This window comes from Jiangella alba, assembly GCF_900106035.1.
Lineage (GTDB): Bacteria > Actinomycetota > Actinomycetes > Jiangellales > Jiangellaceae > Jiangella > Jiangella alba.
Genome location: NZ_FNUC01000004.1, coordinates 2,444,340 through 2,470,321, shown reverse-complemented (window position 1 = coordinate 2,470,321; position 25,982 = coordinate 2,444,340). Strand labels below are relative to the sequence as shown.

The following is a 25,982-nucleotide window of genomic DNA, read 5'->3' as shown; positions in this document are numbered from 1 at the left end:
ATGGCTCCTTCGTGGCTGGTCTTCTATTCGCTTGTGGGACTCGCCGCCGCTTGGGACCTCGCGGTCGGCTCTGGGAGCTAGGCGTCGCGGCGGCCGCGCCCGTACCGGGCGGTCAGCTGGTCGCCGAGGATCCCGACGTTGATGATCAACAGCGACAGCGCGATGCCGGGGAGGGTGGAGATCCACCACGCCGTCTCGAGATAGGCCTTGCCGTTCGCGATGGTCTGCCCCCACGACACCGTCGACGCGGGCAGCCCGATGCCGAGGAAGCTCAGACCCGCCTCGGCCAGCACCACCAGCGCGAACTCCAGCGTCGCCAGCGCGACGATCGGCCCGGCGGTGAACGGGAGGATGTGCCGCCACAGGATGGCGCGCTGCGGCACGCCGAGCACGCGGGCCGCGTCGACCCAGGCCCGCTCCCGCAGCGACAGGGCCACGCTGCGGGTGACCCGGGCGAACGAGATCCACGCGGTGGCCGACAGCGCGACCACCACCAGCAGGACGCTGCGCTGGAACGCCCCGGCGATGACGATGGCGAGCAGGATGGCGGGGAACGCCAGCAGCACGTCGAAGATGCGGGCCAGGACGGCGTCCAGCCAGCCGCGGGCGTACCCGGCGACGGCGCCGAGCAGCAGCCCGACGACGCTCGCGATGCCCACCGTCGCGACACCGATGAGCACCGACGTGCGGGCGCCGTAGACGATCTGGGCCAGCACGTCGCGGCCGAGATCGTCGGTGCCGAGCCACGCCGTGCCGCCGTCGGCCGTCGTCGAGCCCGGCGACAGCAGCCGGTCCTCCAGCGGCGTGTGGACGGGGTCGTAGTCCAGGAGCAGCGGCCCCACGAGCCCGACCAGCACGTACAGCCCGATGACGACGTACGGGATCTTGCCCAGCCAGCCGCCGCGGCGGCGCCGGGTGGTGGCGATCGAGGTGTCCAGGGTGACGGCGGCGGTCACGACGCCCCCTCCATGCGGATGCGCGGATCGAGCTGGGTGTACAGCAGGTCCGCGACCAGGTTGAGCACCATGACGATGCCCGCGATCAGCAGCGTCACGGCCTGGACGACGGCGTAGTCGCGGTTGGCGACGGCGTCGACGACCAGCGACCCGAGTCCGGGCCAGGCGAACACGTTCTCGACGATGACGGCGCCGCCCATCAGTGCGCCCATCTGCAGGCCGACCACCGTCACGACCGGGATCAGCGAGTTGCGCAGGGCGTGCCCGAGCAGCACCTGCGGCTCCGTCAGCCCCTTGGACCGGGCGGTCTGCACGTACGGCTCGCGCATCGACTCGGCGACGGAGCTGCGGGTCAGCCGGGCGACGATGGCCGTGAACGGCAGCGCCAGCGTGATCGCCGGCAGCACCATGTGCTGTGGCGTGCCGACACCGGCGCTGGGCAGCAGCCGCAGCCCGAGCGCGAACACCAGGATCAGCATGATGCCGACCCAGAACGTCGGGAACGACTGCAGCGCGATGGTCGCCGCCGACACGACGCGGTCGACCACGCCGCCCGGCCGGCCGCCGGCCACCAGGCCCAGCGTCAGGCCGACGACGACGGCGATCGCCGTGGCCGCGAGGGTCAGCTCGATCGTGGCCGGGAGCCGGTCGAACACCGCCTCCATCGCCGGCCGGCCGAGCCGGTGCGAGTCGCCGAAGTCGAGCCGGGCCGCGTCGCCGAGGAAGCTCAGGTACTGCGCGAACATCGGCCGGTCCAGGCCGAGCGTCTCGTGCAGCCGGGCGATCTGCTCGGGGTCGGCGTCCGGTCCGAGCATGACGGTGGCGGGGTCGCCCGGCGCGACGCGGACGATGACGAAGATCAGCGAGGCGGCGCCCCACATCACGAAGAGGCCGATGAGCAGGCGGCGGAGGACGATCTTGATCATGCCGCGCCGTCCCGTGGCGCGGGGCCGATGGAGTCGCCGGGGACGAACGTGCACGGGATGGTGACCTGCCGCGCCGCCGGCTGCGCGTCACCGAGCAGGCCGACCAGCATGCCCACGGCGGCGCGGCCCATGTCGGCGCGCGGCAGCGAGAACCGGGTCCAGTCGCGCAGCTCCGGCGTCCACGACGGCGGCTCACCGAGCAGGGCGATCGAGCAGTCCTCAGGGAAGCGCACCCGCTCGCTGTCGGTCATCGCCGTCAGCGCGTCGATCAGCCGGTTGTCCTCGGTCGGCTCGACCAGGATGGCGGTGACGCCGTAGCTGCCGATCCAGTGCAGGACGTGCTCGGCGGACAGGTCGGCGGGGTCGGCCAGGCCCTGGATCAGCCGCTCGTCCACCTCGAGGCCGGCGGCGGCCAGGCCCTCGCGGTAGCCCCGCTCGCGGTCGCGGGTGGGCTCGGTGTCCTCGATGGCGCGCAGGTAGAGGATGCGCTCGTGGCCCTGCCGGTGCAGTTCGGCGACCATCGCACTGGTGGCGGCGACGTAGTCGGCCCCGACGTAGCTGACCTCGCCTTCGTCGACCTCGCGGCGGCCGATGAAGACGAACGGGAAGTCCTCCTGGACCAGCGCGTTCAGCTCTTCGCGACGGACGTTGCGGCCGAGCAGGACGCAACCGTCGGCGAGCTTGAGCCGGTTCGCGCCGCCGGCGTAGATGGACCGGTCGGCTCCCGAGCTGACCGAGCTGAACAGCAGCAGGTCGTAGCCCTGGGCCGCGGTCTCCTCCTCGACGCCGAGCAGGAACGGGTAGTAGAAGTCGCGCTGGTCGGTGGGGAACACCGGCTCGAACGTGTACAGCCCGAGCAGGTGGTTGCGCCCGCCCTTGAGGCTGCGCGCCGCCACGTTGGCCGAGTAGCCCAGCTCGGCGGCGGCGGCGAGCACGGCCTGCCGCGTCGTCTCGGCGATCTGGTCGCTGGCCGCACCGCCGCTGATGACCAGCGAGACGGTGGCCTGCGAGACGCCGGCGCGGCGCGCGATGTCGACCTGCGTCGGCCGGCGTCGTCGCCCCTGGGGTGGCACGTTCGGATCTCCACTTCATACGTATTAGGAAATGTGTCGATGACACTACGCGCACTTTTCCGGAACCGTCAAGACGTGGCGACTGCCGGCTCGCTGTGACAGGATTCGCCATCAGGCAGCGCGGTGGAGCCATGGCCTCGACGACGTGCGCGACGGCACGCTGGGCTCGACCGCCCGCCTCGTCGCCCGTGGAGAGAGCCATGACCATCGCACCGGACACCCCGTCGACCACGCTGGAGAACAGCTACGCCGAGGACGGGTTCGTCGTCCTGAAAGACGCCCTGAACAGCGCCGAAGTGGCCGCGCTGCTCGCCGAGACCGCCCGGATCTGCCGCGGCGAGCTCGGCGCCATCGACGGCGCCGTCGCGTCGTCGCCGGACGAGTCCGACGACGAGGTGATCCGCCGGTTCCTCTGCGTCCACTACCCGCACAAGCTGTCGTCGCTGATGCTCGACACGATGCGCCATCCCGCCGTCGTCGAGGCGCTGACCCGGATCGTCGGCCCGAACGTCAAGGCGATGCAGTCGATGTTGTTCGTCAAGGCCGAGGGGAAGCCGGGCCAGGCCTGGCACCAGGACGAGATGTTCATCCCGACCCGCGACCGCTCGCTCACCGCCGCGTGGATCGCGCTCGACGACGCCACCGTCGAGAACGGCTGCCTCTGGGTGCTGCCCGGCTCGCACCGCGACGGCGTCATCTACCCCAACCGCGAGCACGACGACCCGCGCTACGACTGCACCGTCGAGTCCTTCGACTTCCCCTGGACCGACGACGACGCCGTGCCGGTCGAGCTGACCGCCGGGTCGGTGCTGCTGTTCAACGGCTACCTGCTGCACAAGTCGCTGCCGAACAGCGGGCGGCACGGCTACCGGCGCGCGCTGGCCAACCACTACATGAGCGCCGAGTCGCTGCTGCCGTGGGCGCTGCCGCACGAGGGCCAGAACATGGCGCAGGCCGACTTCCGCGACGTCGTCCTCGTCGCCGGGCGCGACCCGTACGCCTACAAGGGGATCGAGCAGCTGCGCCAGCCGCGGATCCGGCCCGACCGCGACGGTGGCTGTGACCGCTGACGCCGCCCACGCCGCGCTCGCCGGCGGGTTCGAGGTGGGGCTGGTCCCCCGCCTCGGGCCCGCCGTCGCCGACTACCCGCCAGGCTCCACGTTCGGCCCGCGCGACGCCCGCACCTACGAGTTCGTCTGGCTGCTGTCCGGCAGCGCGACCTGGCACTGGGACGACCTCACGGTGCCGCTCACGCCGGGGACGCTGCTGCTGGTGCGGCCGGGCATGCGCGACACGTTCCGGTGGGACCCGCGGCGGCCGACGCGGCACGCGTACGTGCACTTCACGCTGGCCGGGACGGCCAGCCTTGGCGCGTCGTGGCCGATCGTGCGCGACCTCGGCGGCCGGCCGGACCCGATGGGCGCGCTGTGCCAGTACCTGCTCTGGCTGGGCGCCGGCTGCCCGCCGGGCTGGCGCGAACAGGCCGCCGAGACGCTGCGGCTGCTGGTGCTGACGTTCCTCGCGCCGCTGCCGGCGGCCGCGGACGACGCCTCCGGCGGGCTGCCGTCGCCGATCGTGGCCGCCATGTCCGCCGTCCGCTCCGCCTGGTCCGACGGCGTCGCCCGGCCGGTCGGCCTGGACCGGCTGGCGGCCGCCGCCGGGGTGTCGGTGTCGACGCTGTGCCGGGCGTTCCAGCGCCGGTTCGGGCTCGGGCCGGTGGCCGCGCTGGAGCGGCTGCGACTGGCCCGGGCCGAGCCGCTGCTGTGGATGAGCAACCTGTCGCTGCAGGCCATCGCGGTCCAGTGCGGCTTCGCCGACGCCTACCACTTCTCCCGCCGCTTCCGCGCCGTCTACGGCCTCGCGCCGAGCGCCTTCCGGGCCACGCCGCCGCAGTCCGCTCCCCCGTCCCCGCTGGTCGCGTCCGGCCTCGCGGCCCTGGAACCCCTCACCCCGTCGCCCTGACGCACCGGCCGGCTCCGGTCTGCGACCATGCCCCGGTGGCCGACTACCTCGTCCTGGTGAACGGGCTGCCCGGCGCGGGCAAGACCACGCTGGCCACGCAGCTCGCTCCCGCACTGACCGCTCCCCTGCTGTCGAAGGACGCCATCAAGGAGGCCCTGGCCGACGTCGTCGGCGCTGCCCCGGCTTCGGCCCTGGGGCCGGTCGCCATGGAGGCCGCGTGGAGTATCGCGGCCGCGCTGCCCGGCCTGGTCGTCGTCGAGTCCTGGTGGTTCCGGCCGCGCGACCTCGGCTACGTCCGGACCGGTCTGGGCCGATGCGCCGCGAACGCGATGGTCGAGGTCTGGTGTGACGTACCGCCCGACATCGCGCGGCGGCGCTACGCGGCCCGGCGCCGCCATCCGGTGCACGACGACCAGCAGCGGCTGGAACACGCCTGGGACGAGTGGGCGGCGCGGGCCGAGCCGCTCGGCGTGGGACCTACCGTCCGGGTGGACACCACGGGTCGCGTCGACGTCGAGGAAGTCGCGCGGCTGGTGCAGCGGACGCTCGGCCAGGCGTGAGCTACTGCTCGACCTGCACGGCCTCGTAGTGCGGCTTGATCTCCTCGTTGAGGTACGCGCCCAGGCTGTCGGCCGCGAACATCGCCTCGACGTCCAGGGGTTCGACGTCGAGGTAGCGGTAGATGGCGCCGGAGTCGAACTCGACCTCGAGCGTCCACGTCTGCGGGTCGTAGCCGACGGAGCGCACCGCGGACGACGACACCGGCCAGCGTCTGATCCTGCCCATCGCGTCGATGGTCGACGCCGGTGAGCGAGCGGTCAAGGGGGCGGGCCGGAAATCGCGTTGCCGCCGTGCGCGGCGGCCGCTAGGGTCCGATGTCTCGTGCGGCGCTTTCCCGATCCCGATCCCGGCGAACCGAGCCGCCTCACCCCCGGCCGCTATCTGCTCTGGCTGGCCCGCGCCCAGCTCGGCGTCGTCCTGCTCGGCGCGTTCTACGGCATCGTCTGGCCGACCGCGCAGGCGCTGATGCCGTACGCCGTCGGGCGGGCCATCGACGACGGGCTGACCGGACGCGACCGCGGCGACCTGCTGCTGTGGGCTGGCGTGGTGCTGGCGCTCGGCGTGCTCCAGGCGGCCACCGGCATCCTGCAGGACCGGTGCGCGCTGACCAACGCGCTCGGCGCCCGGTACCGGACGTTGCAGCTGGTGACGCGGCACGCGGCACGGCTCGGCGCGACGCTGCCGCGGAAGACGTCGGCGGGCGAGGTGCTCAGCGTGGGCGTCGCCGACGTCACGCAGATCGGGCGGGCGCTGGACTTCAGCTCGCGGACCATCGGCTCGGCCGCCTCCATCGTCGTGGTCGCGGCCATCATGCTGGCGACGTCGTGGCGGCTCGGGCTGGTCGTGCTGGCCGGCGTGCCGCTCATGGTGTGGGCGGTCGCGCTGCTGCTGCGCCCGCTGCACGACCGCCAGGCCCGGCTGCGCTCGCTGCAGGCGGAGCTCACCGCGCAGGCCGTCGACATCGTCGGCGGGCTGCGGGTGCTGCGCGGCATCGGCGGCGAGGAGCTGTTCGGACGGCGCTACGACGCGGAGTCGCAGCGGGTCCGGCGGGCCGGCGTGCACCTCGCCCGCGCCGAGGCCGCCCTGGAGGCGGCCCGCATGCTGCTGCCCGGCCTGCTGGTCGCGCTGATCGTGTTCCTCGGCGCCCGGCAGGTGCTGGCCGGCGACCTCACCGGCGGCCAGCTGGTCGCGTTCTACGGCTACGCGGTGTTCCTGGCGACGCCGGTGCGGCGGCTGAGCATCGGGGCGAGCGCGTTCATGAAGGCGTACGTGGCGGCGCGGCGGGTGGTGACGCTGCTGGCGCTGCGGCCGGAGATCGAGGCCGGCGGCTCGGCGGCGCCGGCGGGCGGGGACCTGGTGGACCCGGCGTCCGGGCTGGTCGCCGCGGGCGGACGGTTCACGGCGGTCGTGTGCGCGGCGCCGGGCCACGCGGCGGTGCTGGCCGACCGGCTGGGCCGGTACACGGCGTCCGAGGCGACGTACGGCGGGGTGCCGCTGGGCCGCGTGGAGGTCGCGGAGGTGCGGCGGCGGATCCTGGTGTCCGGCAACGAGGCGCGGCTGTTCGCGGGCTCGTTGCGGGCGGAGTTGGCGGTCGACGGGGCCGACGACGACGCGCGGGTGCTGGCCGCGGTGGAGGTCGCGTCGGCCGCCGACGTCCTCGAGGCGCTGCCCGGCGGGCTGGACACCGTCGTGGCGGCGGGCGGCAAGGAGTTCTCCGGCGGCCAGCTGCAGCGGCTGCGGCTGGCCCGCGCCGTGCTGGCCGACCCGGACGTGCTCGTGCTGGTCGAGCCGACCAGCGCCGTCGACGCGCACACCGAGGCCCGAATCGCCGCCCGGCTGGCCGCCGCGCGGGCCGGCCGGACCACCGTCGTGTTCGCGACCAGCCCGATCCTGCTCGACCACGCCGACCACGTGGTGCTGGTCGACGACGGCGCCGTCGTCGCGACCGGCACGCACGCGTCGCTGCTGGCCGAGCCGCGGTACCGGGCGCTGGTCGCCCGCGAGGAGGGTGCGGCATGAGCGGACTCCCCGTCGCGTCGGCGCGCGACGTGCGCCGGCACGCCCGCCGCCTGGCGCTGCGGGAACGCCGCTGGGTCGCCGGCGCCGCCGCGCTGCACGCGCTGGGCGCGGCCTCCGGGCTGGCCGGGCCGTGGCTGCTCGGCGGGCTGGTCCAGGACGTCACCGCCGGAGTCGACGACGTCACCCGGATCACGCTGCTGATATGCCTGTTCGTCACGTTGCAGGCCGGGCTGACCGCGGTGGCGATGTTCGTGTCGGCGCGACTGGGCGAGAAGGTGCTGGCGCAGCTGCGGGAGGAGTTCGTCGGCGACGTGCTGGCGCTGCCGCTCGGCACCGTCGAGGAGGCCGGCACCGGCGACCTCGTTACCCGCACCACCCGCGACGTCGACCTGCTCGCCCGTGCCGTGCGCTACGCGATCCCGGACACGCTGATCAGCTCGGTCACCATCGTGCTGACGCTCGGCGGGCTGGTGCTGCTCGGGCCGGTGCTGGCGCTGCCGGCGCTGGTCGGGGTGCCGGTGCTCTGGGCGGCGTCGCGCTGGTACCTGCGCCGGGCCCGCGACGCCTACCTGCGCGAGAACGCGTCGTACTCGCGGCTGGCGGAGGGCCTTGCTGAGACGGTCGACGGCGCGCGGACGGTCGAGGCGCTGCGGCTCGGCGGACGGCGGTCCGCGCGCATGGACGACGACATCGCGACGTCGTACGCGGCGGAGCGGGCGACGCTGCGGCTGCGCACGGTGTACCTGCCGACGATCGACGTCGCGTTCGTGCTGCCGGTGTTCGCGACGCTGGTGATCGGCGGGCTGCTGTACCTCGACGGGATGGTGACGCTGGCCGCGGTGACGGCCGCGACCCTGTACACGCAGCAACTGCTGGCGCCCGTCGACACGCTGCTGTTCTGGCTGAACGAACTGCAGATCGGCGGGGCGGCGATGGCACGGTTGCGGGGAGTGCGGCGCGATCCGGTCCCCTTCGAGGGTGAGCGGGCAGCGCCTCGCACCGATACCGTCGAATCAAAGGGGTTCGAGGTCCGCGGGGTGAGCCATGCCTACCGGCCCGGCCACGACGTCCTGCACGACGTCTCGCTCACCATCCCGCCCGGTGAGCGGCTCGCCGTCGTCGGGCCGTCCGGCGCCGGCAAGTCGACGCTGGGCAAGCTGCTGGCCGGCGTCCACGCCCCGCGGACCGGCGCCATCACCGTCGGCGGCGTCCCCGTCTCCGCCCTGCCGCTGGACCGGCTGCGCACCGAGGTCGCGCTCGTCACCCAGGAGCACCACGTCTTCCGCGGCTCGGTGCGCGACAACGTCGTCCTGGGACGGCCGTCGGCGCCCGACGCCGCCGTGGAAGCCGCGCTGCGGGCCGTCGACGCCTGGGCGTGGGCGTCGTCGCTGGGGCTGTCCGCGGCCGTGGGCTCCGGCGGAGCCGAGCTGTCACCGGCGCAGGCGCAGCAACTCGCGCTGGCCCGGCTCGTGCTGGCCGACCCGCACACCCTGATCCTCGACGAGGCGACGTCGCTGCTCGACCCCAGCGCGGCCCGGCACCTGGAGCGGTCGCTGGCCGCCGTGCTGGCCGGCCGGACGGTGGTCGCGATCGCGCACCGCCTGCACACCGCCCACGACGCCGACCGGATCGCCGTCATGGAGGCCGGGCGCATCGTCGAGCTCGGCCCGCACGACGAGCTCGTGGCCGCGGGCGGCGCGTACGCGTCGCTCTGGCGGTCGTGGCACGGCGGGGCGGGCTAGAACTCCTCGGCGACGCGCCTGAGCTTCGCCACGTAGTCTGCCCAGACCTGGGCGTCCTGGTCGGGCAGGTTGCTGACGTCCTTGCGCAGGCCGACCTCGCCGTCGATGGTCTCGCGGAGAATGTCGGCGTGGCCGGCGTGCCGGGCGGTCTCGGCGATCACGTGCACGAGGATCCAGTGCAGCGTGACGGTGTTCCGGTCCGCGGGCCACCACGGCACCGTACCGGTGTCGTCCAGCGCGAGCGCGTCGATGGTGGCGTCGGAGTGCGCGATCGTGCGCTGGTAGAAGTCCGTCACCCACTCGATCGTCTGCTCGGGCGTCGCCCAGAGGTCGGCGTTCGGCTCGGCGTCGTCGTCGAGCCACGGCGTCGGCTCGGGCGCCGGCCGGCCGAAGACGTAGCCGAAGTAGCCGACCTCCATGCTCGCGACGTGCTTGACCAGCCCGAGCAGGTTGGTCCCCGTCGGCGTCATCGGCCAGCGGGCGTCGCGCTCACTGAGCCCGTCGAGCTTCCACAGCAGGGCGCCGCGCTGGGCCTGGAGGTAGCGCTTGAGGGTGTCCTTCTCATCCGGCATGGTGGCGACGCTACCCCGCGGGCACCGCCGCGACGGCCTCGATCTCGACCAGCGCGCCGGGCACGGCCAGCCCGGCGACGAACGCCCCGGTGATGGCCGGCGGGTTCGCGCGCTGCCCCCAGACCTCGCCGAACGCGGCGAAGCCCTCCTGCAGCGACGCGCCCTCCTTGATGAGGATCGTCCACTTCACGACGTCCTCCGGCTGCGCGCCCGCCGCGTCGAGCACCGTCAGCAGGTTGGTGAGGGCCTGCCGGGTCTGACTCGCGATGTCCGGCCCGACGACCTGCCCGCTGGCGTCGACGCCGTTCTGGCCGCCGATGAAGACCAGGTCGGCGCCCGCGGCGACGCGCACGGCCCAGCTGAACGCGGGGTTGGCGTGCATGGACTCGGGGTTGATGTGCGTGATGAGCGTCATGGCGTCAACGTAACCGGTTATAGTGGTTTCATGCAACGCCGCGAGGATCTCCCCCTCTCAGTCCGCGTGCGGTTCCTCACCGGCCGGGTGTCGCTCGACCTCAGCCACACCGGCGGCGAGGGCGAGTCGGCGCGGTGGGAGATCGTCCACACCCCCGCCGACCTCGCCCACTGGCTCGGCGTCATCCTCGGCGTCGACGGGCTGACCGCCGGGCCCATGGACCTGGAGGCGATGCGGCCGCTGCGCACCGCCATCACGGACACCGCCCGGTCGCTGGCCGCCGGCAGCTCCGCCCGGGCCTCCGACATCGCAACGATCAACGCCGCGGCGGCCGCGCCCCCGCTGGTGCCCGCACTCGGCGTCGTCGGCGCCGGCGCCGGATGGGTGGCGCCGACGACCGCCGCCGCACTTTCGTCGATCGCCCGCGACGCCGTCGACCTGTTCGCCGGGCCGCTCGCCGAGCGCATCCGCGTCTGTGCGTCCGAGACGTGCGGACTCCTGCTCGTCGACACGTCCCGGCCCGGGAAGCGGCGGTGGTGCTCGATGCAGCGCTGCGGCAACCTCGCGAAGGTCCGCGGCCACCGTCAGCGCGCCACCACCGCCTGAGGTTGGGTATGCTGGGCCGTGCCGGTGGAGGTGCTTCCACCACCTTTGATGCCGGTAGGCCGCGACGCAGTCCCACACCGGTGCTGCGTCGCGGTCATTTCACGTGAATGGTCCCGGCTACGAGCCCGCCACTACTTCGAGGACGACTCGGCCAACAAGCCCGTCGACCTCGCGGTCTAGACCGACGCGCTGATCGCCTGGGCCGCGGACGTGACCGGCCTGCTCGCCACGTCCGACGAGATCCTCCCCCTCCTCGCCTCCCCCGACGGCGACGAGCCCGAGGACATCTTCGTCGAGGAGACGGTCGGCCAGCTGCTGAAGGTTATCGGCCTCCTCCCACCCCCCGACCTCGACGTCGAGGACGCGTGACTCCTTGTCCGCCCAGCTCGCGCTCCGCGAGGTGCTGCGCGGCGTCGTCGGGCCAGCGGCCAGAGAGCACGGCTACAAGGGATCCGGCGCGACCTGGCGGCACACCAACGAGTTCGGCGACTGCGCGGTCGTGACCGTCAGCTCCTCGATGTGGAGTTCGAGTGAAGAGCTCCGCTGCGTGATCGGCGTCGCGCTCGTACCGTCGCCGTGGTGGCGGATCGACGAGCCTGCGACGACGAGCGCTGCGGCTTCGGACATACTGCACCAGCTGACGGCCGATGGCTGGCCGATCCTGGAACGACTCCCGAACCGTGACGCGATGCTGGCGCAGGTGCGCTCTGGCGACCTCGGCTATCTGAAGGCGCGGTCCGGCGACGACTTCTTCTTCGCGCGAGCCGAGGCGATCCTGCTCACCGAAGGCGGTCCCGAGCCAGGGCTCGACGCCGCGCTGGCTCGGATGATCGATCTCTGCCCGCCCGAGCTGAAGGCCACGACCGAACACCACGTGGCCTGGCTCCGCGATCACGCTATGGGTCACCATAATCATCCAAGATCTGGGCTGCTATCACGACCCGAATCCTGGATGGTCATGGCCGCTCAATACCCGGATCGGGCGCTCCCCGGCCGTACGCTCGGAACGTGCCGTCCCGCAGCCGAGCCGCGACCTACGCGCGTCGCCGGAAGCGCCGCATGGGCAAGGTCGAGCACGATCTCACCGAAGACCAGTGGTCGGCCCTCGTCGCCGCCTGGGGCGGGTGCGCCTATTGCGGCGCTCCGGAGCCGCAGCCGAAGCTGCAGAAGGACTGCATGCTGCCCATTTCCCGCGGCGGCCGCTACACCCTGACGAACGTCGTGCCCGCCTGCCGCTCCTGCAACGCGAGCAAATGCAACGTCGAGGTCACCACCTGGATGCGCCGCAAGAAGCTGGACGAGCAGGCCTTCCTCGTCCGTCAGGTCGAGATCGCCCGGGCGGCCGCGAACGCCGTACCCCTCGCCAATGTACGCCCAGGCCGAAGGTCCGAGTCTGCTGGACGATGACGGCATGAGCTGGGTGACCAACGTACTGCTGTCGGTCGATACGGCCGAGGACCGAGCGCTCGTGCACGACTTCGACCGTTGGCTGCAGACCAAGGCCCCACGGCGAGGTCAGCCCGACGTCCAAGGCGTCGGTTCTCTCCGGGCCCTGCACAACAGCCCGGGCGCATGGGGCGGCTGGAAGTTTCCCGAAACACTGCTCTGGGCCGGTGTGCTCAACCATGCCGACATCCCCGTCGTCGTCCAACGATTCGGAACCATCGACTGGCGCGCTCCGGCGCTCGCTCAACTCTTCGTCCAAGATCAAGAACAGGGTGCGTTCCGGGTCTGGATGATCCGTGACGGCAGGGCACGCCAATACGCGCCCCTTCCCGACCTCGACGCGGACGAATGAAGCCACAGGTCGGCTCGCCCCGTCCGCCGTCGAGGCGAAAGCTCACACGTTGAAGCGGAACTCGACGACGTCGCCGTCGGCCATGACGTAGTCCTTGCCCTCCATGCGGACCAGGCCCTTCGAGCGCGCCTCCGTCATCGAGCCGGTCGCGACCAGGTCGTCGAAGGAGACGACCTCGGCCTTGATGAAGCCCTTCTGGAAGTCGGTGTGGATGACGCCGGCCGCTTCGGGAGCGGTGGCGCCCTTCGCGATGGTCCAGGCGCGCGCTTCCTTGGGGCCGGCGGTGAGGTAGGTCTGCAGCCCGAGGGTGTCGAACCCGACGCGGGCGAGCATGTCGAGGCCGGACTCGTCCTGGCCCATCGACTGCAGCAGCTCCAGCGCCTCGGCGTCGTCCAGCTCGGACAGCTCGGCCTCGATCTGGGCGTCGAGGAAGATCGCCTCGGCGGGCGCGACCAGCGCGCGCAGCTCGGCCTTGAGGGCGTCGTCGGACAGCTCCTCGTCGTCCATGTTGAAGACGTAGAGGAACGGCTTGGCGGTGAGCAGGTGCAGCTCGCGCAGCGGCTCGAGGTCGAGGCCGGCTGCGAAGACGGTCTGCCCGCCGTCGAGGACGGCCTTGGCCCGCTCGACGGCGGCGACGTTCTCCTGCTTGTCCTTGGCCATGCGCGCCTCCTTGACCAGGCGCGGCAGGGCGTTCTCAATGGTCTGAAGGTCGGCGAGGATCAGCTCGGTGTTGATCGTCTCGATGTCGGCCTTCGGCTCGACCCGGCCGTCGACGTGGACGACGTCGGGGTCGTTGAAGACGCGGATGACCTGGCAGATCGCGTCGGCCTCGCGGATGTTGGCGAGGAACTTGTTGCCCAGGCCCTGCCCCTCGGAGGCGCCCTTCACGATGCCCGCGATGTCGACGAAGCTGACAGTGGCGGGGAGCTGGCGGGCGGAGCCGAAGATCTCGGCCAGCTTCGCCAGCCGCGGATCGGGCACGCCGACGACGCCGACGTTGGGCTCGATGGTGGCGAACGGGTAGTTCGCGGCCAGCACGTCGTTCTTCGTCAGGGCGTTGAACAGCGTGGACTTGCCGACGTTGGGCAGGCCGACGATGCCGATGGTGAGACTCACAGGTGCAAAGGGTACGTGGCCCGGCGGCCGGCGACGAAGCGGATCTTGAAGTGCGACGAAAGCCCTGTTCCGGACCGGTTCCCGCCGCGCCTCCCCGACTTTGTCGGAGGTCCCCGGCAAAGTAGCCCCCATGAACGTCTCCAGCGTCCTCGTCGCCCTCGTCGCCCTCCTCCTGGGCGGCGTCGTGGGCGCGCTGCTCGTCCGCGTCCGCACGGCCGGCGCCGCCGCCACGGTGGCCGCCGAGCGCGACGCCGCGCGGGCCGAGCTCGACTCCGTCCGGCGCGAGAAGGCCGACCTGCAGGCCGAGCGTGAGGTCGACCGCGAGCGCATGCTCGACGCCCAGGCCGAGCAGACCCGGCTGGAGACCGAGCTGGCGCACGCGCGCAGCAGCGGCGAAGAGAAGCTGGCCATGCTCCGGGCCGAGCAGGAGCGGCTGACGCAGGAGTTCCAGCGGCTGTCCACCGACGCGCTGCGGCAGAACCGCGCCGACTTCCTGGAACTGGCGACGGAGCAGTTCAAGGGCTCGGAAGAGCGGGTCAAGACCGAGCTCGAGCACCGCCGGCTGGCCGTCGAGGCCATGGTGAGGCCGCTGAACGACCAGCTGAACAAGGTCACCGACCACGCGAACGAGCTCGAGAAGGCGCGCGCCACGGCCTACGGCGAGCTGCGCACCCAGCTCGAGACCATGGGCAAGAGCTCCGACCAGCTGCGACTCGAGACCCAGCAGCTGGTCACGGCGTTGCGCGCGCCGCAGGTGCGCGGCCGGTGGGGCGAGCTGCAGCTGCGCCGGGTGGTCGAGGCGGCCGGCATGGTCGAGCACGTCGACTTCGCCGAGCAGGCCACCGCCGACACCTCCGACGGCAAGCTGCGCCCCGACCTCCTGGTCAACCTCGCCGGCGGCAAGAAGGTCGTCGTCGATGCGAAGGTGGCGTTCAACGGCTACCTCGAAGCACAGGAGGCCCGCGACGAGGCGACGCGCGACAAGCGGCTGGCGGCGCACGCGCGGCACCTGAAGACCCACATCGACTCGCTGGCCGGCAAGCAGTACTGGGAGCAGTTCACCCCCACGCCCGAGTTCGTGGTCATGTTCGTGCCGTCCGACGTGTTCCTCAACGCCGCCATGGAGCAGGACCCCACGCTGTTCGAGCACGCCTTCGAGCGCAACGTCGTCATCGCGACGCCGTCCACGCTGGTCGCGCTGCTGCGCACGGTCGGCTACACCTGGCGGCAGGAGGCGCTGGCGCAGAACGCGCAGGACGTGCTGACCCTCGGCCGCGAGCTGCACTCCCGGCTGGCGACCATGGGCGGTCACCTCGCCCGGCTCGGCCGTCAGCTCGACGGCGCGGTCAAGGCCTACAACGATGGCGTCAGCTCGCTGGAGAGCCGGGTCCTGGTCAGCGCCCGCAAGATGGCCGACCTCAAGGTCGTCGACGAGGAGCTGGAGGCGCCGCCGCAGGTCGAGCGGGCGGCGCGCCAGCTGCAGGCGCCCGAGATGGTCGACGACGCGCTCATCGCCCTCGAAGACATCCAGGTCGATCCCCGGTTCGGTCTCGGCCCGGCCACCGGGAAGGGGTCGCGCTCGCGGCGGCGCAGCGGCACCGACGGCTGACGGCGGCAGAGCACGGCGGGCGGGACAGGCGTGACGAGCGAGGCGGGCGCTCCGGGCGAAGCACGCACTCCCGGCGAGGCAGGCGCGGCGGGCGTGACGAGCGAGGCCGGCGCTCCGGGCGAAGCCGATGCGCCGGGCAGGGCCGGCGACTGGCAGCCGACAGAGGGGCGGGCATGGGTGAGCTGGCGCTGATCCTGGTCGGCGTGGTCCTCGGCATCGCCGGCGACGAAGGCTACTCGTTCCTCAAGTCGCGGGTGTCGGCACGGCGAGCGGGACGATCGCGCCAGCGGCTGGAACGGTCGGCCGACCCGGTGCGGCACACGGCGCATCTGCTCGAGATCTTCCGCGCCAATGACCTCGCCGACCAGCTCGTCCGCACCACCACGACTCGCGTCCCGGTGCTTCTGCCGCTGCTGGTCGACCACGGCGACCGGTTCGTCGGCGACATCGCGCCCGAATCCGACGCGCCGCTGCGGCTGCTGCAGCCCGAACGGGTCGAGTTCCCGTACCGGCGCACCGTCATCGAACGCCAGCAGCGCGGCGGCGTCACGCTCTGGGACGGCTCGCTGCTCTATGCGCTCGGCGAACCGGTCACCGACGACGGGCTCGCGGTGGGTGTGTGCAACTACTTCGCCTACGTCGACCTCGGCGACCGCATCCTGCACGAGTCCGACGCGCCCGACGGCGCCAAGCCACTGCTGCTCGGCACCTTCCGCGGATTCGACGAAGCTGTCGCCGGCACGCTGCGCCCCGTCGTCATCTCCGCGACGGCGACCTGCGTCTTCGAGACCGGCGACGGTCGCCGCGAGGTCGCGCTGCAGCGGCGCTCCGACCGCGTGGTCACCGCACGCGGCATGTACGCCGTCGCCCCGGTGTTCGGGCTGGAACCGAACGTGCTCGGCAGTTCACGCAGCCGGTTCGGGCTGGTCACGTACAACGTGCTGAAGGAGATCCTGGAAGAGTTCTTCGACGAGGACGAGCTCACGCGCGCCGCCGACCAGCCCGGGGCCGCGCACCCCGACTGGATCTTCCGCAGCGAGCACGGCCGACGCCTGGTCACCGAGCTCGACGCGGGCCGGCTGTGGTTGCGCTGCACAGGCGCCGCCATCGACATCAGCGACGGCAGCATCGTGCTGGCCGTCCTCGCCCACTTCACCTCGCCCGAGTACGCCCACGAGCTCGGCCTGACCGCGCGCGGCAGTTGGGAATCGGCGACGGCCGGCGGGCCGCGCATCGAGTTCGTGCCGTTCGACGGGCCCGAGCTGACCGCGCTGATGACGACCGGCACCATGACCGCGTCGAGCATCTTCTCGCTCGACCGCGCCCGCACGCGGCTGAGCCCGCATGGCCGCGACGAGGGACCAGGCGGCGGACCGGTCGACGGCGACGGACCGGACGGCGGCGGGTGAGCGCCCGGTGGGGCCGTGGCACTCACCCGTCGCCTGGTCCTGGAGGTCAGCCGGTCCCGAGATAGGCGCCCAGCGTGTTGGCGAACTGGTAGCCGTTCGTCGCGTCCCAGTTGACCGACCAGGTCATCGCCCCGCCGATCGGACCCCACGGATCGGCCGGGACGAAGCTGCCGCAGCGCGTCGCCGTCGCCAGGCAGTCGAGGGCGGCCGTGACGTTCGACGGCGACTGGTGGCCGCCGCCCGCCGCCTGTGACGTCGCCGGCAGGCCGAGCCCGACCTGGTGCGGCGCGAGTCCGGCCTGGAGCTGGATGCAGGCGAGCGAGGTCAGGAAGTCGACCGTGCCCTGGGCGTAGACCTGCTGGTTGCAGCCCATCATCGTGCCGGAGTTGTAGTACTGCATGTTGACGATGGTGAGGATGTCGCGGATCGCCAGCGCCAGCTTGTAGTACTCGTACGTCGGCGCCTGGAAGTCGATCGTCTGCGGCGCCATGGTGACGATCAGGTCCGCGCCGGCCAGCGACCGCAGTTGCCGCAGCGCCTGCTCCATGTACGTCGCGTTGATCCCGTGCTCCAGGTCGATGTCGACGCCGTCGAAGCCGTACTCCTGCATCAGCGCCCAGGTGGTCTGGGCGAAGTTGGCCGCCTCGGTCGCGTTGGTGACGTTGACGTGGCCGTTCTGGCCGCCGACCGAGATGACGACGGAGCCGCCGGCGGCCTGCCGGGCGGCGACGTCGGCCTTGAACTGGTCGACGGTGTAGCCGCCGAGCCCGCCGGTGTCGAGGTTGAACGTGATGCCGCCCGGCGTGCCCGCCAGGTTGTCGGCGAACGCGATGGCCAGCAGGTTGTACGCGGCCGGCACCTGCGAGACGCGCAGCACGGTGGAGCCGTTGTCGAAGTTGTGCCAGTAGCCGGTCAGCCAGCGGTGGCCGGGATCGCCCGGGCCGCCGGGATCGCCGCCGTCCTCGGTGCCGGTCTCCGAGCCGGCGTCGCCGCCCGTCTCGGTGCCGGTCTCCGTACCGGCGACCGCGCCGACGTCGGTACCGGTGTCGGCACCGGTGTCCGTCCCGCCGGAGCAGGCGCCGTCGTCGCGCCAGGGACCCCATTCGCTCGGGGCCGGGGTGTCGCCCTGGGTCCAGTGCCGGGCGGTCCAGTGGTGACCGTCGTACGAGACCCGGTCGCCGCCGACGTACACCGTCGCCCGGTCCCAGGCCGGCTCCGTGCAGCCCTCCGGCCCGCCGCCCTCGCCGCCCGACACATCGCCGCCCGAGACGTCACCACCGGACACGTCGCCGCCGGACACGTCGCCGCCACCCGGGTCGCCCGGCCCGCCGGTCGCCAGCCGCGAGCCCATCAGCCCGACCAGCTCGTTCTGGTAGTCGCCGGCGAGGTCCCACCACATCGCGCCGCCGAAGCCGCCGGCGGTGATGTAGTCGGCCTTCTTGTCCACCAGCCACGGGTCGTCGAACGACCAGAACTCGGTGCCGTCGTACGACCACGAGGCCAGCACCTGCTCGTCGTGGAAGATCTGGCCGCCGCGCAGGTTGCGGTAGCGGTCGGTCCCCGGCTCCTCGGGGAACTCGCCCGGCGCGGCGCCGGTGGCCGGCTGCCACGCCCCGTGCGTCCCGCCGTCCGCGACCCCGGTCCAGCCCCGGCCGTAGAGCGGGATGCCGACGGTGAGCTGCGACGGTGGCACGCCCCGGTCGACGTAGTAGCTCATCGCCGCGTCGACGCTGAAGCGCTGCCCGTCGGCCAGCGGGTTCGCCGGGTCGTCGTAGGTGTTGGCCTGGTGCCCGGCGAGGTCCGGCCGCCAGGTGCCGTGCAGGTCGTAGCCCTGCACGTTGCCGAAGTCGAGGGAGTCGAAGATCTGCGTGACGTCCCAGCCGGCGTCGACGAGGACGGGGTTCGCCGGCAGGAACGCGCTCAGCTCGTACGCCGCACCGGTCTCGGCGCCCAGTGCGTCGAGCTGACGGCGGAACTCGGCCAGCAGCGCGGTGAAGTTCTCCTTGTCGTTCGGCGACCAGTGGTTGCCGGGGTGCTGGAGGTCCTCCGGCACGCCGGGCCACTCCCAGTCGATGTCGAACCCGTCGAACACGCCCGCCGCGGCGCCCGGGCCGCCCCGTCCGTCGATCACGGGCAGGTCGCCGCGCAGGAACCGGTCGACGCACGACGACACGAACCGCTCGCGGCTCTCCGGTGTGGCGGCGGCCCGGGAGAAGTGCCGTGACCACGTCCAGCCGCCGATCGAGACCAGCGCCTTCAGGTGCGGGTACTTCGCCTTGAGTTCCTTGATCTGGTTGAAATTCCCGGCCAGCGGCTGGTCCCAGGTGTCGCCGACCCCGTCGACGGAGTCGCCGGCGGCGAACCCGCGGCCGTAGTCGGCCCACGCGTCGCCGGCGTAGTCGCCCTCGGCCGGCGAGTCCTTGGGCCCGTTCGGACGATTGGCCTCGAAACAGGTCAGCGTGTCCGGGTGGATGTTGGCGAACGCGTAGTTGAGATGGGTGAGGTCGGACGCCGCGCCGGTGAGGTCGAGATCCTGGACCAGGAAGTCGCGGCCGTAGATCCCCCACTGGGTGAAGTAGCCGACGTTGCGGTAACCGTTCTCGGCCGCGGCGGCGCCGCGCGTCTGCGCCGGCTCCGACGCCGCCGCCGGATCGCCGTCCGGTCGCGACGGCTGGCCGGCAAACGCCGCCGCGACGCTCGTGACCAGCAGGCCTGCGGCGGCGCCGTACGCCACCGCGGTACGCCATCGTGTCTTCATGGGCTGACTCCTTGCGAGAGGCTCGTCCGTGCGGGGATCCGATCGCGGTGACGCGGTCACCTCCACGAGGGCGCACGCAGGCCGTCGCGCACCATTGACTAGGGGTATGACTCGCCGACGCGACTGGTGATCGGCCGACGCGGATCGGCCGATTCCCAGCCATCGGAACATTGCGCCGGAATGGCCTCGAATCGAATTGGAAAGAAAGTTAGCAGAAGCGTGGTGGTCTGCCAAGGGGCCTATGACCAGTTGTCAGGACCACGTCACAACCGCGGCAGGTGGCGGACGGACGACGCGGCGGCCGGCGAGCGGCCGCGGCGGGTGCCGGACGGACGCGCGGCCGCGGCGGGTGCCCGACAGACGACGCGGCGCCCGGCGAGCGGCCGCGGCGAGTGCCGGACGGGCGAAAGCGGCGGCGTCCGGCGTCCGGCCGGCGCAGGGGCCGGACGGACGCACGGCCGCAGCTGGTGCCGGGCGGACGAAGCGCGGCTGCGGCGGGTGCCGCACGGACGACGCGGCGGCCGGCACGGGTGCCCGACGGACGACGCGGCGGCCGGGCACCGGCCGGGGTGGCGGACCGATGACCCGGCGGCGGCCGGCAACCGGCCGGCACGGGTGCCGAACCGACGAGGCGGCGGCGATCTGCCGCGGGTGGCGGACCGATAACGCGGCGGCGGGCGTGGCCACGGCCGCGAGCGCCCACCCGCCCACACGCACGCGGGGCCGGATACGACCATCGTCCACCCCGCCACGCCCCAAGTACGCCGAACGTCGCAGGGGCGGCGCCGACCTTGGTCAGATGTGCCCTGGCCTGCGCGTTCCTAGCGTTGACCGGATGATCGACACCCAGCTGGAAGCGCGGCCCGGCCGCCGGACCGTCGTCCTCACGGCCGGTCTCGGCGCGGTCGGCGCCGCCGCCGTCCCCGTTCGAGAGCCCGTTTACCGCGACATCGCCGGGACCGCGCTGGACGCGCCGCCCTGGCTGCGCGACGTGGTCGAGCTGGCCGCCGGGCGGGGTCTGCTGGCGCTCGTCGCGGCGGCGCTGGCGATCGCCGCGGTGGTCGCGGTGCGCCGGGAGTGGGGACGGTTCGCGCTGACGGTCGCGGCCGGTGTGGGTGCGGTGCTCGCCTACGGCGCCAGCGAACTGCTCAAGGTCGTGGTCGCCGAGGAGCGACCGTGCCGCGCCGTGGCGGTCGAGACGGTGCTCGGCTGTCCGTCACCGGGCGACTGGTCCTGGCCGAGCAACCACGCCACCATCGCCGCGGCGCTCGCGACCGCCTGCGTCCTCGTCGTGCCGCCGGTGTGGCCGCTGGTGGTGCCGGTCGCGGCGGCCATCGCGCTCGCGCGGGTGGCCGGCGGCGTCCATTACCTGCACGACGTGCTCGCGGGGGCGGCGCTCGGGGTCGGGGTGACGGCGCTGGCGGCGGCCGCCGTGACGTGGGTCCGCGCCGGGCCCCTCGGTGGGACCCGGCGCGGGCAGAACGATCAGTGGCTCAGATGAGCCAGCGGTTCTTCTGGACGAACGGGATCCGTTCCCACAGCCGCCCCAGCCCGAGGTAGCGGCCCGAGAAGGTCAGCGCCAGCACCACGATCGCGAGCGCCTCGATGAGGTGCTCGTCCATGAACGGGTTGGTCTCCAGCGGCAGCGACGCCATGTACATCATGGCGAGCATCAACACACCGGCCACGGCCGCCACCCGCATCCCGATACCGAGGATCAGCGCCAGCCCGATACCGAGCAGACCGATCATGAACAGCCAGTCGACCCAGGTGTCACCGGCCAGGTTGGTGAAGAAGTCCTTGAACGGGCCCTCGACACCCGACAGGTACCCGCTGGTGGGGCTGCCGCCGTCGATCCACGCGTTCTCGCTCGGAGTCGAGTAGCCCAGGCCGAACGTCTTGTCCAGGAACGCCCAGAGGAAGGTCCAGCCCAGAGCCAACCGCAGCAGGCCCAGAACGTACTGGAGCGCGACCGGACGAACGTCGGGGGTCGTGACGGGCTCGGCGGCCGCGGGCCCCGTGGCCCTGATCGGCGCGTCGTGACTGCTGGACGTGGTCATCGTCCCGTCTCCTTCTGGAGTTTCGCCGGCCTCTCCGGCGCTGACTCCAGTCCATCGCGACGCGGCGCCGGGCGCCGCTGGCAAAGGTCGCCAGTCGATGGGACGTTGGTCCTGAACCGGGTCAGAGCGCCGCCGGACGGCGGATCCGGCGGCCCCGGACGATCTCCGGGCGGATCCGGATGTAGTGCGGCCGCTCGCCCAGCGCCCACGGCGTCAGCCCGAGCGTCGCCAGCTCGCGCCGCTCGGCCTCGTCGACGACCGCCTCGGCCCGGCCGACCAGCACCACCGACCAGCCCGTCAGCGCGTCCTCGTCGTACTCGTCGGCCTCGAACGCGACGACGGCGGAGCGGGTCGCGGCGGCCAGCTTCGACCCCATGCCCGTCCGGATGATCACGTCGTCGCCGTCCAGCACGAAGTTCACCGGCTGGATCGCCGGCAGCGCGGCCTCGGTGAACACGATGCGCCCGATCGGCACCGACCGCAGCAGGGCGAAGCAGTCCGACCGTCCGAGGTTCTCGAGGCCGGGGGAATCGGCACGGGCAAGTGCGTCCACACCTTCAGATTCCACAGGCCGGACCCGGGCGGCCAGGGACCAAGGTCCCGCCACATGCGCCGGAAGTCCGCCGTGGTCGTTCCAGGTGACCGCTCCGGCCCGGTTCCGGTCGTATTCTTGCTCGGACACACGAGAGGAGAACGCCGGGATGAGCGACCTGCCCGCGCGGCGGCCGGAACAGCGGGCGAGCGACGCCGATCGCGAGCTGGTGGCCGAGGACCTGCGCGACGCCTTCGGCGAGGGGCGGCTCGACGACGACGAGTACGAGCGCCGCATCCAGGCGGTGTGGCAGTCACGCACCTACGGCGACCTCGACCGCCTCACGGCCGACCTGCCGCAGCCGCTGCAGCGCGAACGCCGTCAGGCCGAGGAGCAGGAGGAGCAGGCCGTCGCCGAACGGAAGAAGCGCGAACTGCGCGAGTACCTCGACGAGTGGCAGGGGTGGGCCGGCGCCGCCGTCATCATGATCGGCATCTGGGGCATCAGCAGCATCGCCTCGGGCGAGCTGCAGCGGTTCTGGCCCATCTGGCCGCTCGGCATCTGGGGGCTGATCCTGCTGATCGCCGGCCTCGGCGGCAGCAAGGACAAGAAGAGCTGACCGCCGTCAGTCGGAGGTCGCCGACGATCTGAGGTCGCGACGCAGCTCGCGCGGCAGCGAGAAGATCAGCGACTCCTCGGTGGTGCGGTGCTCCTCGACGGTGGGGAAGCCGCGCTCGCCGAGGTAGGTGACGACGCCGTCGACGAGGTCCTCGGGCACCGACGCGCCGCTGGTGAGGCCGACCGTGGTGACGCCTTCGAGCCAGGCGTCGTCGATCTCGGACGCGTTGTCGATGCGGTAGGCGGCGTCGGCGCCGGCGTCGAGGGCGACCTCGACCAGCCGCACCGAGTTCGACGAGTTGGCCGAGCCGACGACCAGCACCAGCTCGGACTCGGCCGCGACCTCCTTGATGGCGACCTGGCGGTTCTGCGTCGCGTAGCAGATGTCGTCGCTGGGCGGGCTGATGAGTGCCGGGAACCGCTCGCGCAGCCGGCCGACGGTCTCGTACGTCTCGTCGACCGACAGCGTGGTCTGCGACAGCCAGACGACCCGGGACGGGTCGCGGACCTGCACCTTGTCGACGTCGTCGGGGCTCTCGACCAGCTGGATGTGCTCGGGCGCCTCACCGGCGGTGCCCTCGACCTCCTCGTGCCCGGCGTGGCCGATGAGCACGATGTCGAGGTCGTCCTTGGCGAACCGGCGGGCCTCGTTGTGCACCTTGGTGACCAGCGGGCAGGTGGCGTCGATGGTGCGCAGGCCGCGGTCGGTGGCCTCGGCGTGCACCATGGGCGACACGCCGTGCGCGGAGAAGACGACGAGCGCGCCCTCGGGCACCTCGGACAGCTCCTCGACGAAGATGGCGCCGCGCTCTTCGAGCGTCTCGACGACGTGCTTGTTGTGCACGATCTGCTTGCGGACGTAGACCGGCGGGCCGTAGTGGTCGAGCGCCTTCTCGACGGTGACGACGGCGCGGTCGACACCCGCGCAGTAGCCCCGGGGTGCGGCGAGCAGGACTCGGCCCGAATCAGTCATGTGTCCCATGGTAGGCGCGCGCCTAGATGACCGATTCCAAGGTGGTCAGTGGTCGTAGGCCAGGAGGGATCGCTTGGTCGCCTGACCGGTGTGGTCGTTGTGCCAGATTGCCGCGGTGAGGGCCAGGATGCGTTGAGTGACGCGGACCCACACTCCGGCCGGGGTGTGTCCGCCATGCTGTTCGAGATCGAGCTGGCCCTTGAGGGTGTCGTTGATCGACTCGATGACCTGCCGCAACGGTTTGAAGAACTCGGTCCCGGCCCGCTGGGGTTCGCCTTTGCGGGCCGGGCGCAGCAGGTCCACGCCGGCGTCGGTGAGGGTGGTCTCGAACTCGCGGCCGTAGTAGTTCTTGTCCGCGATCACGATCTGCCCGGCCCGCCCGGGACCGGTGAGCTCGGGGTCGGCATCGAGCATCCCGAGCAGCGTCTGGCGTTCGTCGGCCTTCGCGCCGGTCAGGGCGAACCCGACCGGCAGGCCGTGCAGTGTGCACAGCAGGTGCAGCCGCAGTCCCCAGAAGAACCTCGAATGCGAGGCGCAGTAGCCGTACTCGGCCCACCCGGCCAGGTCCGAGCGCCGCGCCGTCTCCCGTGATCGGGCACACTCGACCGGGGTGGAATCGGCCACCCAGACGTCATCGGTCCACATGCTCGTGTCCCGGGCCAGCACCCCGACCAGCTGGGCGATCGTGGCGCCGAGGCGCCGCAGCCGCTTGTTGTAGCCGGGCTGCTGGGGCAGGTATGGGAACAGATGCCGCAGGTGAGCGCGTCCGTAGCGCAGCCAGCGAGCCTCAGAGGTGAACCCCAGCAGGGCCTGCATCACCGCCAGCGTCACCAACTCCGCGTCGCTGATCCTCGGCTCGATCCCGACCCTGGGCCGCCACGGCGCCAGGTGCGGAGAATCGATCAACAGGTCATCGACCGTCACGTACAGTGCAGTCGCGAGGGTGTCCAGGTTTGTTCTCACAAACTGATCTTGGACACCCTCGCCCACGTCACCGGCTCATGACACGCGCGCGACCACTTGGAATAGGTCATCTAGTCGGAGCCAGCGGGTACGGTGCCCATCGTGGCCCTCGACACATCCCCGGAGAAGCCCGCCCCGGTCCGCGTCATCTCGCAGCTGATCGGCCAGTGGGTGGCCCGGCTCGGCCCGGTCTGGGTCGAGGGGCAGGTGGCGCAGTACTCCCGCCGCCCGGGCACGTCGACGGCGTTCCTCACGCTGCGCGACCCGCACGCCGAGGTGTCGGTCACCGTCACCTGCCCGGTGGGGCTGCTGGACACGCTGGAGGCGCCGCTGGCCGACGGCGCCCGGGTCGTCGTCCACGCGAAGCCGTCGTGGTACTTCACCCGCGGCACGCTGTCGCTGGCCGCCGACCAGCTGCGCACCGTCGGGCTGGGCGACCTGCTGGCGCGCATCGAGCGGCTGCGGAAGATCCTGGCCACCGAGGGGGTGTTCGCCGACGCGCGCAAGCGGCCGCTGCCGTTCCTGCCGCGGGTCGTCGGGCTGATCTGCGGGCGCGACTCCAAGGCCGAGCACGACGTGCTCGAGAACGCGCGGCGGCGCTGGCCGGGGGTGCGATTCCGGGTCGAGACCGTCGCGGTGCAGGGACTGAACGCCGTCAGCCAGGTCATGGACGCGCTGCGGGTGCTCGACCGCGACCCCGAGGTCGACGTCGTCATCATCGCCCGCGGCGGCGGGTCGGTCGAGGACCTGCTGCCGTTCTCCGACGAGGCGCTGGTGCGTGCCGTCGCGGCGGCGACGACGCCGGTCGTCAGCGCCATCGGGCACGAGGCCGACACCCCGCTGCTCGACCTCGTCGCCGACGTCCGCGCGTCCACGCCGACCGACGCGGCGAAGCGGGTCGTGCCCGACGTCGCGGAGGAGGCCGAGCGGGTCGGGCGGGCGCGCGAGCGCATCCGGTCCGCCGTCCGGCACCGGCTCGACCGCGAGCGGCACGGTCTGACGTCGCTGCGGTCGCGGCCCGCGCTGGCCGACCCGCACCACGGCCTGCGACTGCGCGCGTCCGAGCTGGACGCCCTCGTGCAGCGGGCCCGGCGCACCGTGCGGCACGCGCTGGACCGCGCCGCCGTCGAGGTCGACCACACCCGGGCCCGCATCCGGGCGCTCTCGCCGGCCGCCACGCTGGAGCGCGGCTACGCCGTCGTGCAGAAGGACGACGGCACCGTCGTGCGGCAACCCGCCGACGTGGTCGCCGGCGACAACGTCCGGCTGCTGGTGGCGGGCGGCGAGATCGGCGCCGAGATCCGGTAGGTTGGC

Annotated in this window: 26 protein-coding genes and 1 pseudogene; 15 read left to right on the top strand and 12 right to left on the bottom strand. The window is 72.4% G+C overall.

Going from position 1 to position 25,982, the window contains the following annotated elements; translation table 11 throughout:
* Positions 1–77 precede the first annotated feature (77 nt).
* The 3 genes from BLV02_RS29445 to BLV02_RS29435 are packed head-to-tail and all read right to left on the bottom strand — an operon-like array spanning position 78 to position 2,955.
* Positions 78–956: an ABC transporter permease gene (locus tag BLV02_RS29445; RefSeq protein WP_069114457.1), complete on the bottom strand. Its 879-nt coding sequence runs from the start codon at positions 954–956 to the stop codon at positions 78–80.
* The gene (locus BLV02_RS29440) at positions 953–1,882 is read right to left on the bottom strand and encodes an ABC transporter permease (RefSeq protein ID WP_069114458.1); all 930 of its coding nucleotides are present in this window, start codon (positions 1,880–1,882) and stop codon (positions 953–955) included. Before BLV02_RS29440 ends, BLV02_RS29445 begins: the two co-directional genes overlap by 4 nt.
* Positions 1,879–2,955, bottom strand: coding sequence for a LacI family DNA-binding transcriptional regulator (locus BLV02_RS29435; protein WP_069114459.1), 1,077 nt, complete (start codon positions 2,953–2,955; stop codon positions 1,879–1,881). Before BLV02_RS29435 ends, BLV02_RS29440 begins: the two co-directional genes overlap by 4 nt.
* A 200-nt stretch (positions 2,956–3,155) precedes the next feature.
* Here BLV02_RS29435 and BLV02_RS29430 point away from each other — a divergent pair, with 200 nt between their 5' ends.
* From BLV02_RS29430 to BLV02_RS29420, 3 genes are read left to right on the top strand one after another with little or no spacing between them, the layout of a single operon-like run.
* Entirely contained in the window at positions 3,156–4,025 is an 870-nt protein-coding gene (locus tag BLV02_RS29430; protein ID WP_069114460.1) for a phytanoyl-CoA dioxygenase family protein, read from the top strand.
* The gene (locus BLV02_RS29425) at positions 4,015–4,917 is read left to right on the top strand and encodes an AraC family transcriptional regulator (RefSeq protein WP_069114461.1); all 903 of its coding nucleotides are present in this window, start codon (positions 4,015–4,017) and stop codon (positions 4,915–4,917) included. Before BLV02_RS29430 ends, BLV02_RS29425 begins: the two co-directional genes overlap by 11 nt.
* Before the next feature lie 35 nt (positions 4,918–4,952).
* On the top strand, positions 4,953–5,477 hold the full coding sequence (locus tag BLV02_RS29420) for a P-loop nucleotide/nucleoside kinase family protein (protein ID WP_069114462.1): 525 nt from the start codon (positions 4,953–4,955) through the stop codon (positions 5,475–5,477).
* 1 nt (position 5,478) lies between these two features.
* Here BLV02_RS29420 and BLV02_RS29415 read toward each other — a convergent pair whose 3' ends face one another.
* Positions 5,479–5,703 (bottom strand): KTSC domain-containing protein, encoded by a 225-nt coding sequence (locus BLV02_RS29415; RefSeq protein WP_216094544.1) that lies wholly within the window; start codon positions 5,701–5,703, stop codon positions 5,479–5,481.
* A 96-nt stretch (positions 5,704–5,799) separates the two neighbouring features.
* Here BLV02_RS29415 and BLV02_RS29410 point away from each other — a divergent pair, with 96 nt between their 5' ends.
* Positions 5,800–7,497 carry an ABC transporter ATP-binding protein gene (locus tag BLV02_RS29410; RefSeq protein ID WP_069114463.1) on the top strand — a complete coding sequence of 566 codons (1,698 nt, stop codon included), beginning with the start codon at positions 5,800–5,802 and terminating at the stop codon, positions 7,495–7,497.
* The gene (locus tag BLV02_RS29405; RefSeq protein ID WP_069114464.1) at positions 7,494–9,239 is read left to right on the top strand and encodes an ABC transporter ATP-binding protein; all 1,746 of its coding nucleotides are present in this window, start codon (positions 7,494–7,496) and stop codon (positions 9,237–9,239) included. Before BLV02_RS29410 ends, BLV02_RS29405 begins: the two co-directional genes overlap by 4 nt.
* On the opposite strand, the gene BLV02_RS29400 is transcribed toward BLV02_RS29405, so the two are convergent.
* Positions 9,236–9,811, bottom strand: coding sequence for a DinB family protein (locus BLV02_RS29400; RefSeq protein ID WP_069114465.1), 576 nt, complete (start codon positions 9,809–9,811; stop codon positions 9,236–9,238). The two genes, BLV02_RS29405 and BLV02_RS29400, sit on opposite strands and share 4 nt — an antisense overlap.
* A 10-nt stretch (positions 9,812–9,821) precedes the next feature.
* Positions 9,822–10,226 carry a RidA family protein gene (locus BLV02_RS29395; RefSeq protein WP_069114466.1) on the bottom strand — a complete coding sequence of 135 codons (405 nt, stop codon included), beginning with the start codon at positions 10,224–10,226 and terminating at the stop codon, positions 9,822–9,824.
* 30 nt (positions 10,227–10,256) lie between these two features.
* Between BLV02_RS29395 and BLV02_RS29390 the strand changes: the two genes are divergently transcribed.
* From BLV02_RS29390 to BLV02_RS29375, 5 genes and pseudogenes are all read left to right on the top strand, one after another.
* Entirely contained in the window at positions 10,257–10,832 is a 576-nt protein-coding gene (locus tag BLV02_RS29390) for a CGNR zinc finger domain-containing protein (RefSeq protein WP_069114467.1), read from the top strand.
* A gap of 210 nt (positions 10,833–11,042) precedes the next feature.
* Positions 11,043–11,201 (top strand): hypothetical protein, encoded by a 159-nt coding sequence (locus BLV02_RS36810; RefSeq protein WP_171906870.1) that lies wholly within the window; start codon positions 11,043–11,045, stop codon positions 11,199–11,201.
* A 31-nt stretch (positions 11,202–11,232) separates the two neighbouring features.
* Positions 11,233–11,355, top strand: a pseudogene (locus BLV02_RS38675) (hypothetical protein); the annotation flags it as partial.
* 536 nt (positions 11,356–11,891) lie between these two features.
* Positions 11,892–12,239, top strand: a complete 348-nt coding sequence (locus BLV02_RS29380) for an HNH endonuclease (protein ID WP_069114469.1) — start codon at positions 11,892–11,894, stop codon at positions 12,237–12,239.
* 4 nt (positions 12,240–12,243) lie between these two features.
* A complete protein-coding gene (locus BLV02_RS29375) occupies positions 12,244–12,630 on the top strand; it encodes a hypothetical protein (RefSeq protein ID WP_069114470.1) in 387 nt (128 codons plus the stop codon).
* Positions 12,631–12,672: 42 nt separating this feature from the next.
* On the opposite strand, the gene ychF is transcribed toward BLV02_RS29375, so the two are convergent.
* On the bottom strand, positions 12,673–13,746 hold the full coding sequence (ychF, locus tag BLV02_RS29370) for a redox-regulated ATPase YchF (RefSeq protein WP_069114471.1): 1,074 nt from the start codon (positions 13,744–13,746) through the stop codon (positions 12,673–12,675).
* Positions 13,747–13,876: 130 nt separating this feature from the next.
* On the opposite strand from ychF, the gene BLV02_RS29365 reads away from it, so the two are divergent.
* Positions 13,877–15,355: a DNA recombination protein RmuC gene (locus tag BLV02_RS29365; protein WP_069114472.1), complete on the top strand. Its 1,479-nt coding sequence runs from the start codon at positions 13,877–13,879 to the stop codon at positions 15,353–15,355.
* Between the two features lie 173 nt (positions 15,356–15,528).
* Positions 15,529–16,764 (top strand): hypothetical protein, encoded by a 1,236-nt coding sequence (locus BLV02_RS29360; RefSeq protein WP_069114473.1) that lies wholly within the window; start codon positions 15,529–15,531, stop codon positions 16,762–16,764.
* Positions 16,765–16,810: 46 nt separating this feature from the next.
* Here BLV02_RS29360 and BLV02_RS35990 read toward each other — a convergent pair whose 3' ends face one another.
* On the bottom strand, positions 16,811–19,522 hold the full coding sequence (locus BLV02_RS35990) for a glycosyl hydrolase family 18 protein (protein WP_171906871.1): 2,712 nt from the start codon (positions 19,520–19,522) through the stop codon (positions 16,811–16,813).
* An 835-nt stretch (positions 19,523–20,357) separates the two neighbouring features.
* Between BLV02_RS35990 and BLV02_RS29350 the strand changes: the two genes are divergently transcribed.
* Positions 20,358–21,023 (top strand): phosphatase PAP2 family protein, encoded by a 666-nt coding sequence (locus tag BLV02_RS29350; protein ID WP_069114475.1) that lies wholly within the window; start codon positions 20,358–20,360, stop codon positions 21,021–21,023.
* Here the strand turns inward: BLV02_RS29350 and BLV02_RS29345 are convergent.
* Both BLV02_RS29345 and BLV02_RS35985 read right to left on the bottom strand, forming a co-directional pair.
* Complete coding sequence (locus tag BLV02_RS29345; protein WP_074946798.1) at positions 21,016–21,582, bottom strand: DoxX family membrane protein; 567 nt, start codon at positions 21,580–21,582, stop codon at positions 21,016–21,018. The genes BLV02_RS29350 and BLV02_RS29345 overlap by 8 nt on opposite strands.
* Before the next feature lie 121 nt (positions 21,583–21,703).
* A complete protein-coding gene (locus tag BLV02_RS35985; protein ID WP_069114477.1) occupies positions 21,704–22,135 on the bottom strand; it encodes a pyridoxamine 5'-phosphate oxidase family protein in 432 nt (143 codons plus the stop codon).
* Positions 22,136–22,283: 148 nt separating this feature from the next.
* Between BLV02_RS35985 and BLV02_RS29335 the strand changes: the two genes are divergently transcribed.
* Positions 22,284–22,733, top strand: a complete 450-nt coding sequence (locus tag BLV02_RS29335) for a DUF1707 SHOCT-like domain-containing protein (RefSeq protein ID WP_069114478.1) — start codon at positions 22,284–22,286, stop codon at positions 22,731–22,733.
* 6 nt (positions 22,734–22,739) lie between these two features.
* Here the strand turns inward: BLV02_RS29335 and BLV02_RS29330 are convergent, their stop codons facing one another.
* Together BLV02_RS29330 and BLV02_RS29325 are read right to left on the bottom strand one after the other, a co-directional pair.
* Positions 22,740–23,714 carry a 4-hydroxy-3-methylbut-2-enyl diphosphate reductase gene (locus BLV02_RS29330; protein WP_069114479.1) on the bottom strand — a complete coding sequence of 325 codons (975 nt, stop codon included), beginning with the start codon at positions 23,712–23,714 and terminating at the stop codon, positions 22,740–22,742.
* A 36-nt stretch (positions 23,715–23,750) separates the two neighbouring features.
* The gene (locus tag BLV02_RS29325; RefSeq protein ID WP_069115473.1) at positions 23,751–24,668 is read right to left on the bottom strand and encodes an IS982 family transposase; all 918 of its coding nucleotides are present in this window, start codon (positions 24,666–24,668) and stop codon (positions 23,751–23,753) included.
* A gap of 102 nt (positions 24,669–24,770) precedes the next feature.
* On the opposite strand from BLV02_RS29325, the gene xseA reads away from it, so the two are divergent.
* The gene (gene xseA, locus BLV02_RS29320; RefSeq protein WP_069114981.1) at positions 24,771–25,976 is read left to right on the top strand and encodes an exodeoxyribonuclease VII large subunit; all 1,206 of its coding nucleotides are present in this window, start codon (positions 24,771–24,773) and stop codon (positions 25,974–25,976) included.
* Positions 25,977–25,982: the final 6 nt, after the last annotated feature.

Bases quoted from the DNA above. Each gene is read 5' to 3' on its own strand.
- BLV02_RS29375 (WP_069114470.1), top strand. From the start codon at position 12,244: ATGAGCTGGGTGACCAACGTACTGCTGTCGGTCGATACGGCCGAGGAC.
- BLV02_RS35990 (WP_171906871.1), bottom strand. From the start codon at position 19,522: ATGAAGACACGATGGCGTACCGCGGTGGCGTACGGCGCCGCCGCAGGC.
- BLV02_RS29380 (WP_069114469.1), top strand. From the start codon at position 11,892: ATGGGCAAGGTCGAGCACGATCTCACCGAAGACCAGTGGTCGGCCCTC.
- BLV02_RS29365 (WP_069114472.1), top strand. From the start codon at position 13,877: ATGAACGTCTCCAGCGTCCTCGTCGCCCTCGTCGCCCTCCTCCTGGGC.
- BLV02_RS29440 (WP_069114458.1), bottom strand. From the start codon at position 1,882: ATGATCAAGATCGTCCTCCGCCGCCTGCTCATCGGCCTCTTCGTGATG.
- BLV02_RS29360 (WP_069114473.1), top strand. From the start codon at position 15,529: ATGGGTGAGCTGGCGCTGATCCTGGTCGGCGTGGTCCTCGGCATCGCC.
- BLV02_RS29400 (WP_069114465.1), bottom strand. From the start codon at position 9,811: ATGCCGGATGAGAAGGACACCCTCAAGCGCTACCTCCAGGCCCAGCGC.
- BLV02_RS29405 (WP_069114464.1), top strand. From the start codon at position 7,494: ATGAGCGGACTCCCCGTCGCGTCGGCGCGCGACGTGCGCCGGCACGCC.
- BLV02_RS29390 (WP_069114467.1), top strand. From the start codon at position 10,257: ATGCAACGCCGCGAGGATCTCCCCCTCTCAGTCCGCGTGCGGTTCCTC.
- BLV02_RS29430 (WP_069114460.1), top strand. From the start codon at position 3,156: ATGACCATCGCACCGGACACCCCGTCGACCACGCTGGAGAACAGCTAC.
- BLV02_RS29335 (WP_069114478.1), top strand. From the start codon at position 22,284: ATGAGCGACCTGCCCGCGCGGCGGCCGGAACAGCGGGCGAGCGACGCC.
- BLV02_RS29395 (WP_069114466.1), bottom strand. From the start codon at position 10,226: ATGACGCTCATCACGCACATCAACCCCGAGTCCATGCACGCCAACCCC.
- BLV02_RS29330 (WP_069114479.1), bottom strand. From the start codon at position 23,714: ATGGGACACATGACTGATTCGGGCCGAGTCCTGCTCGCCGCACCCCGG.
- BLV02_RS29415 (WP_216094544.1), bottom strand. From the start codon at position 5,703: ATGGGCAGGATCAGACGCTGGCCGGTGTCGTCGTCCGCGGTGCGCTCC.
- BLV02_RS29350 (WP_069114475.1), top strand. From the start codon at position 20,358: ATGATCGACACCCAGCTGGAAGCGCGGCCCGGCCGCCGGACCGTCGTC.
- BLV02_RS29345 (WP_074946798.1), bottom strand. From the start codon at position 21,582: ATGACCACGTCCAGCAGTCACGACGCGCCGATCAGGGCCACGGGGCCC.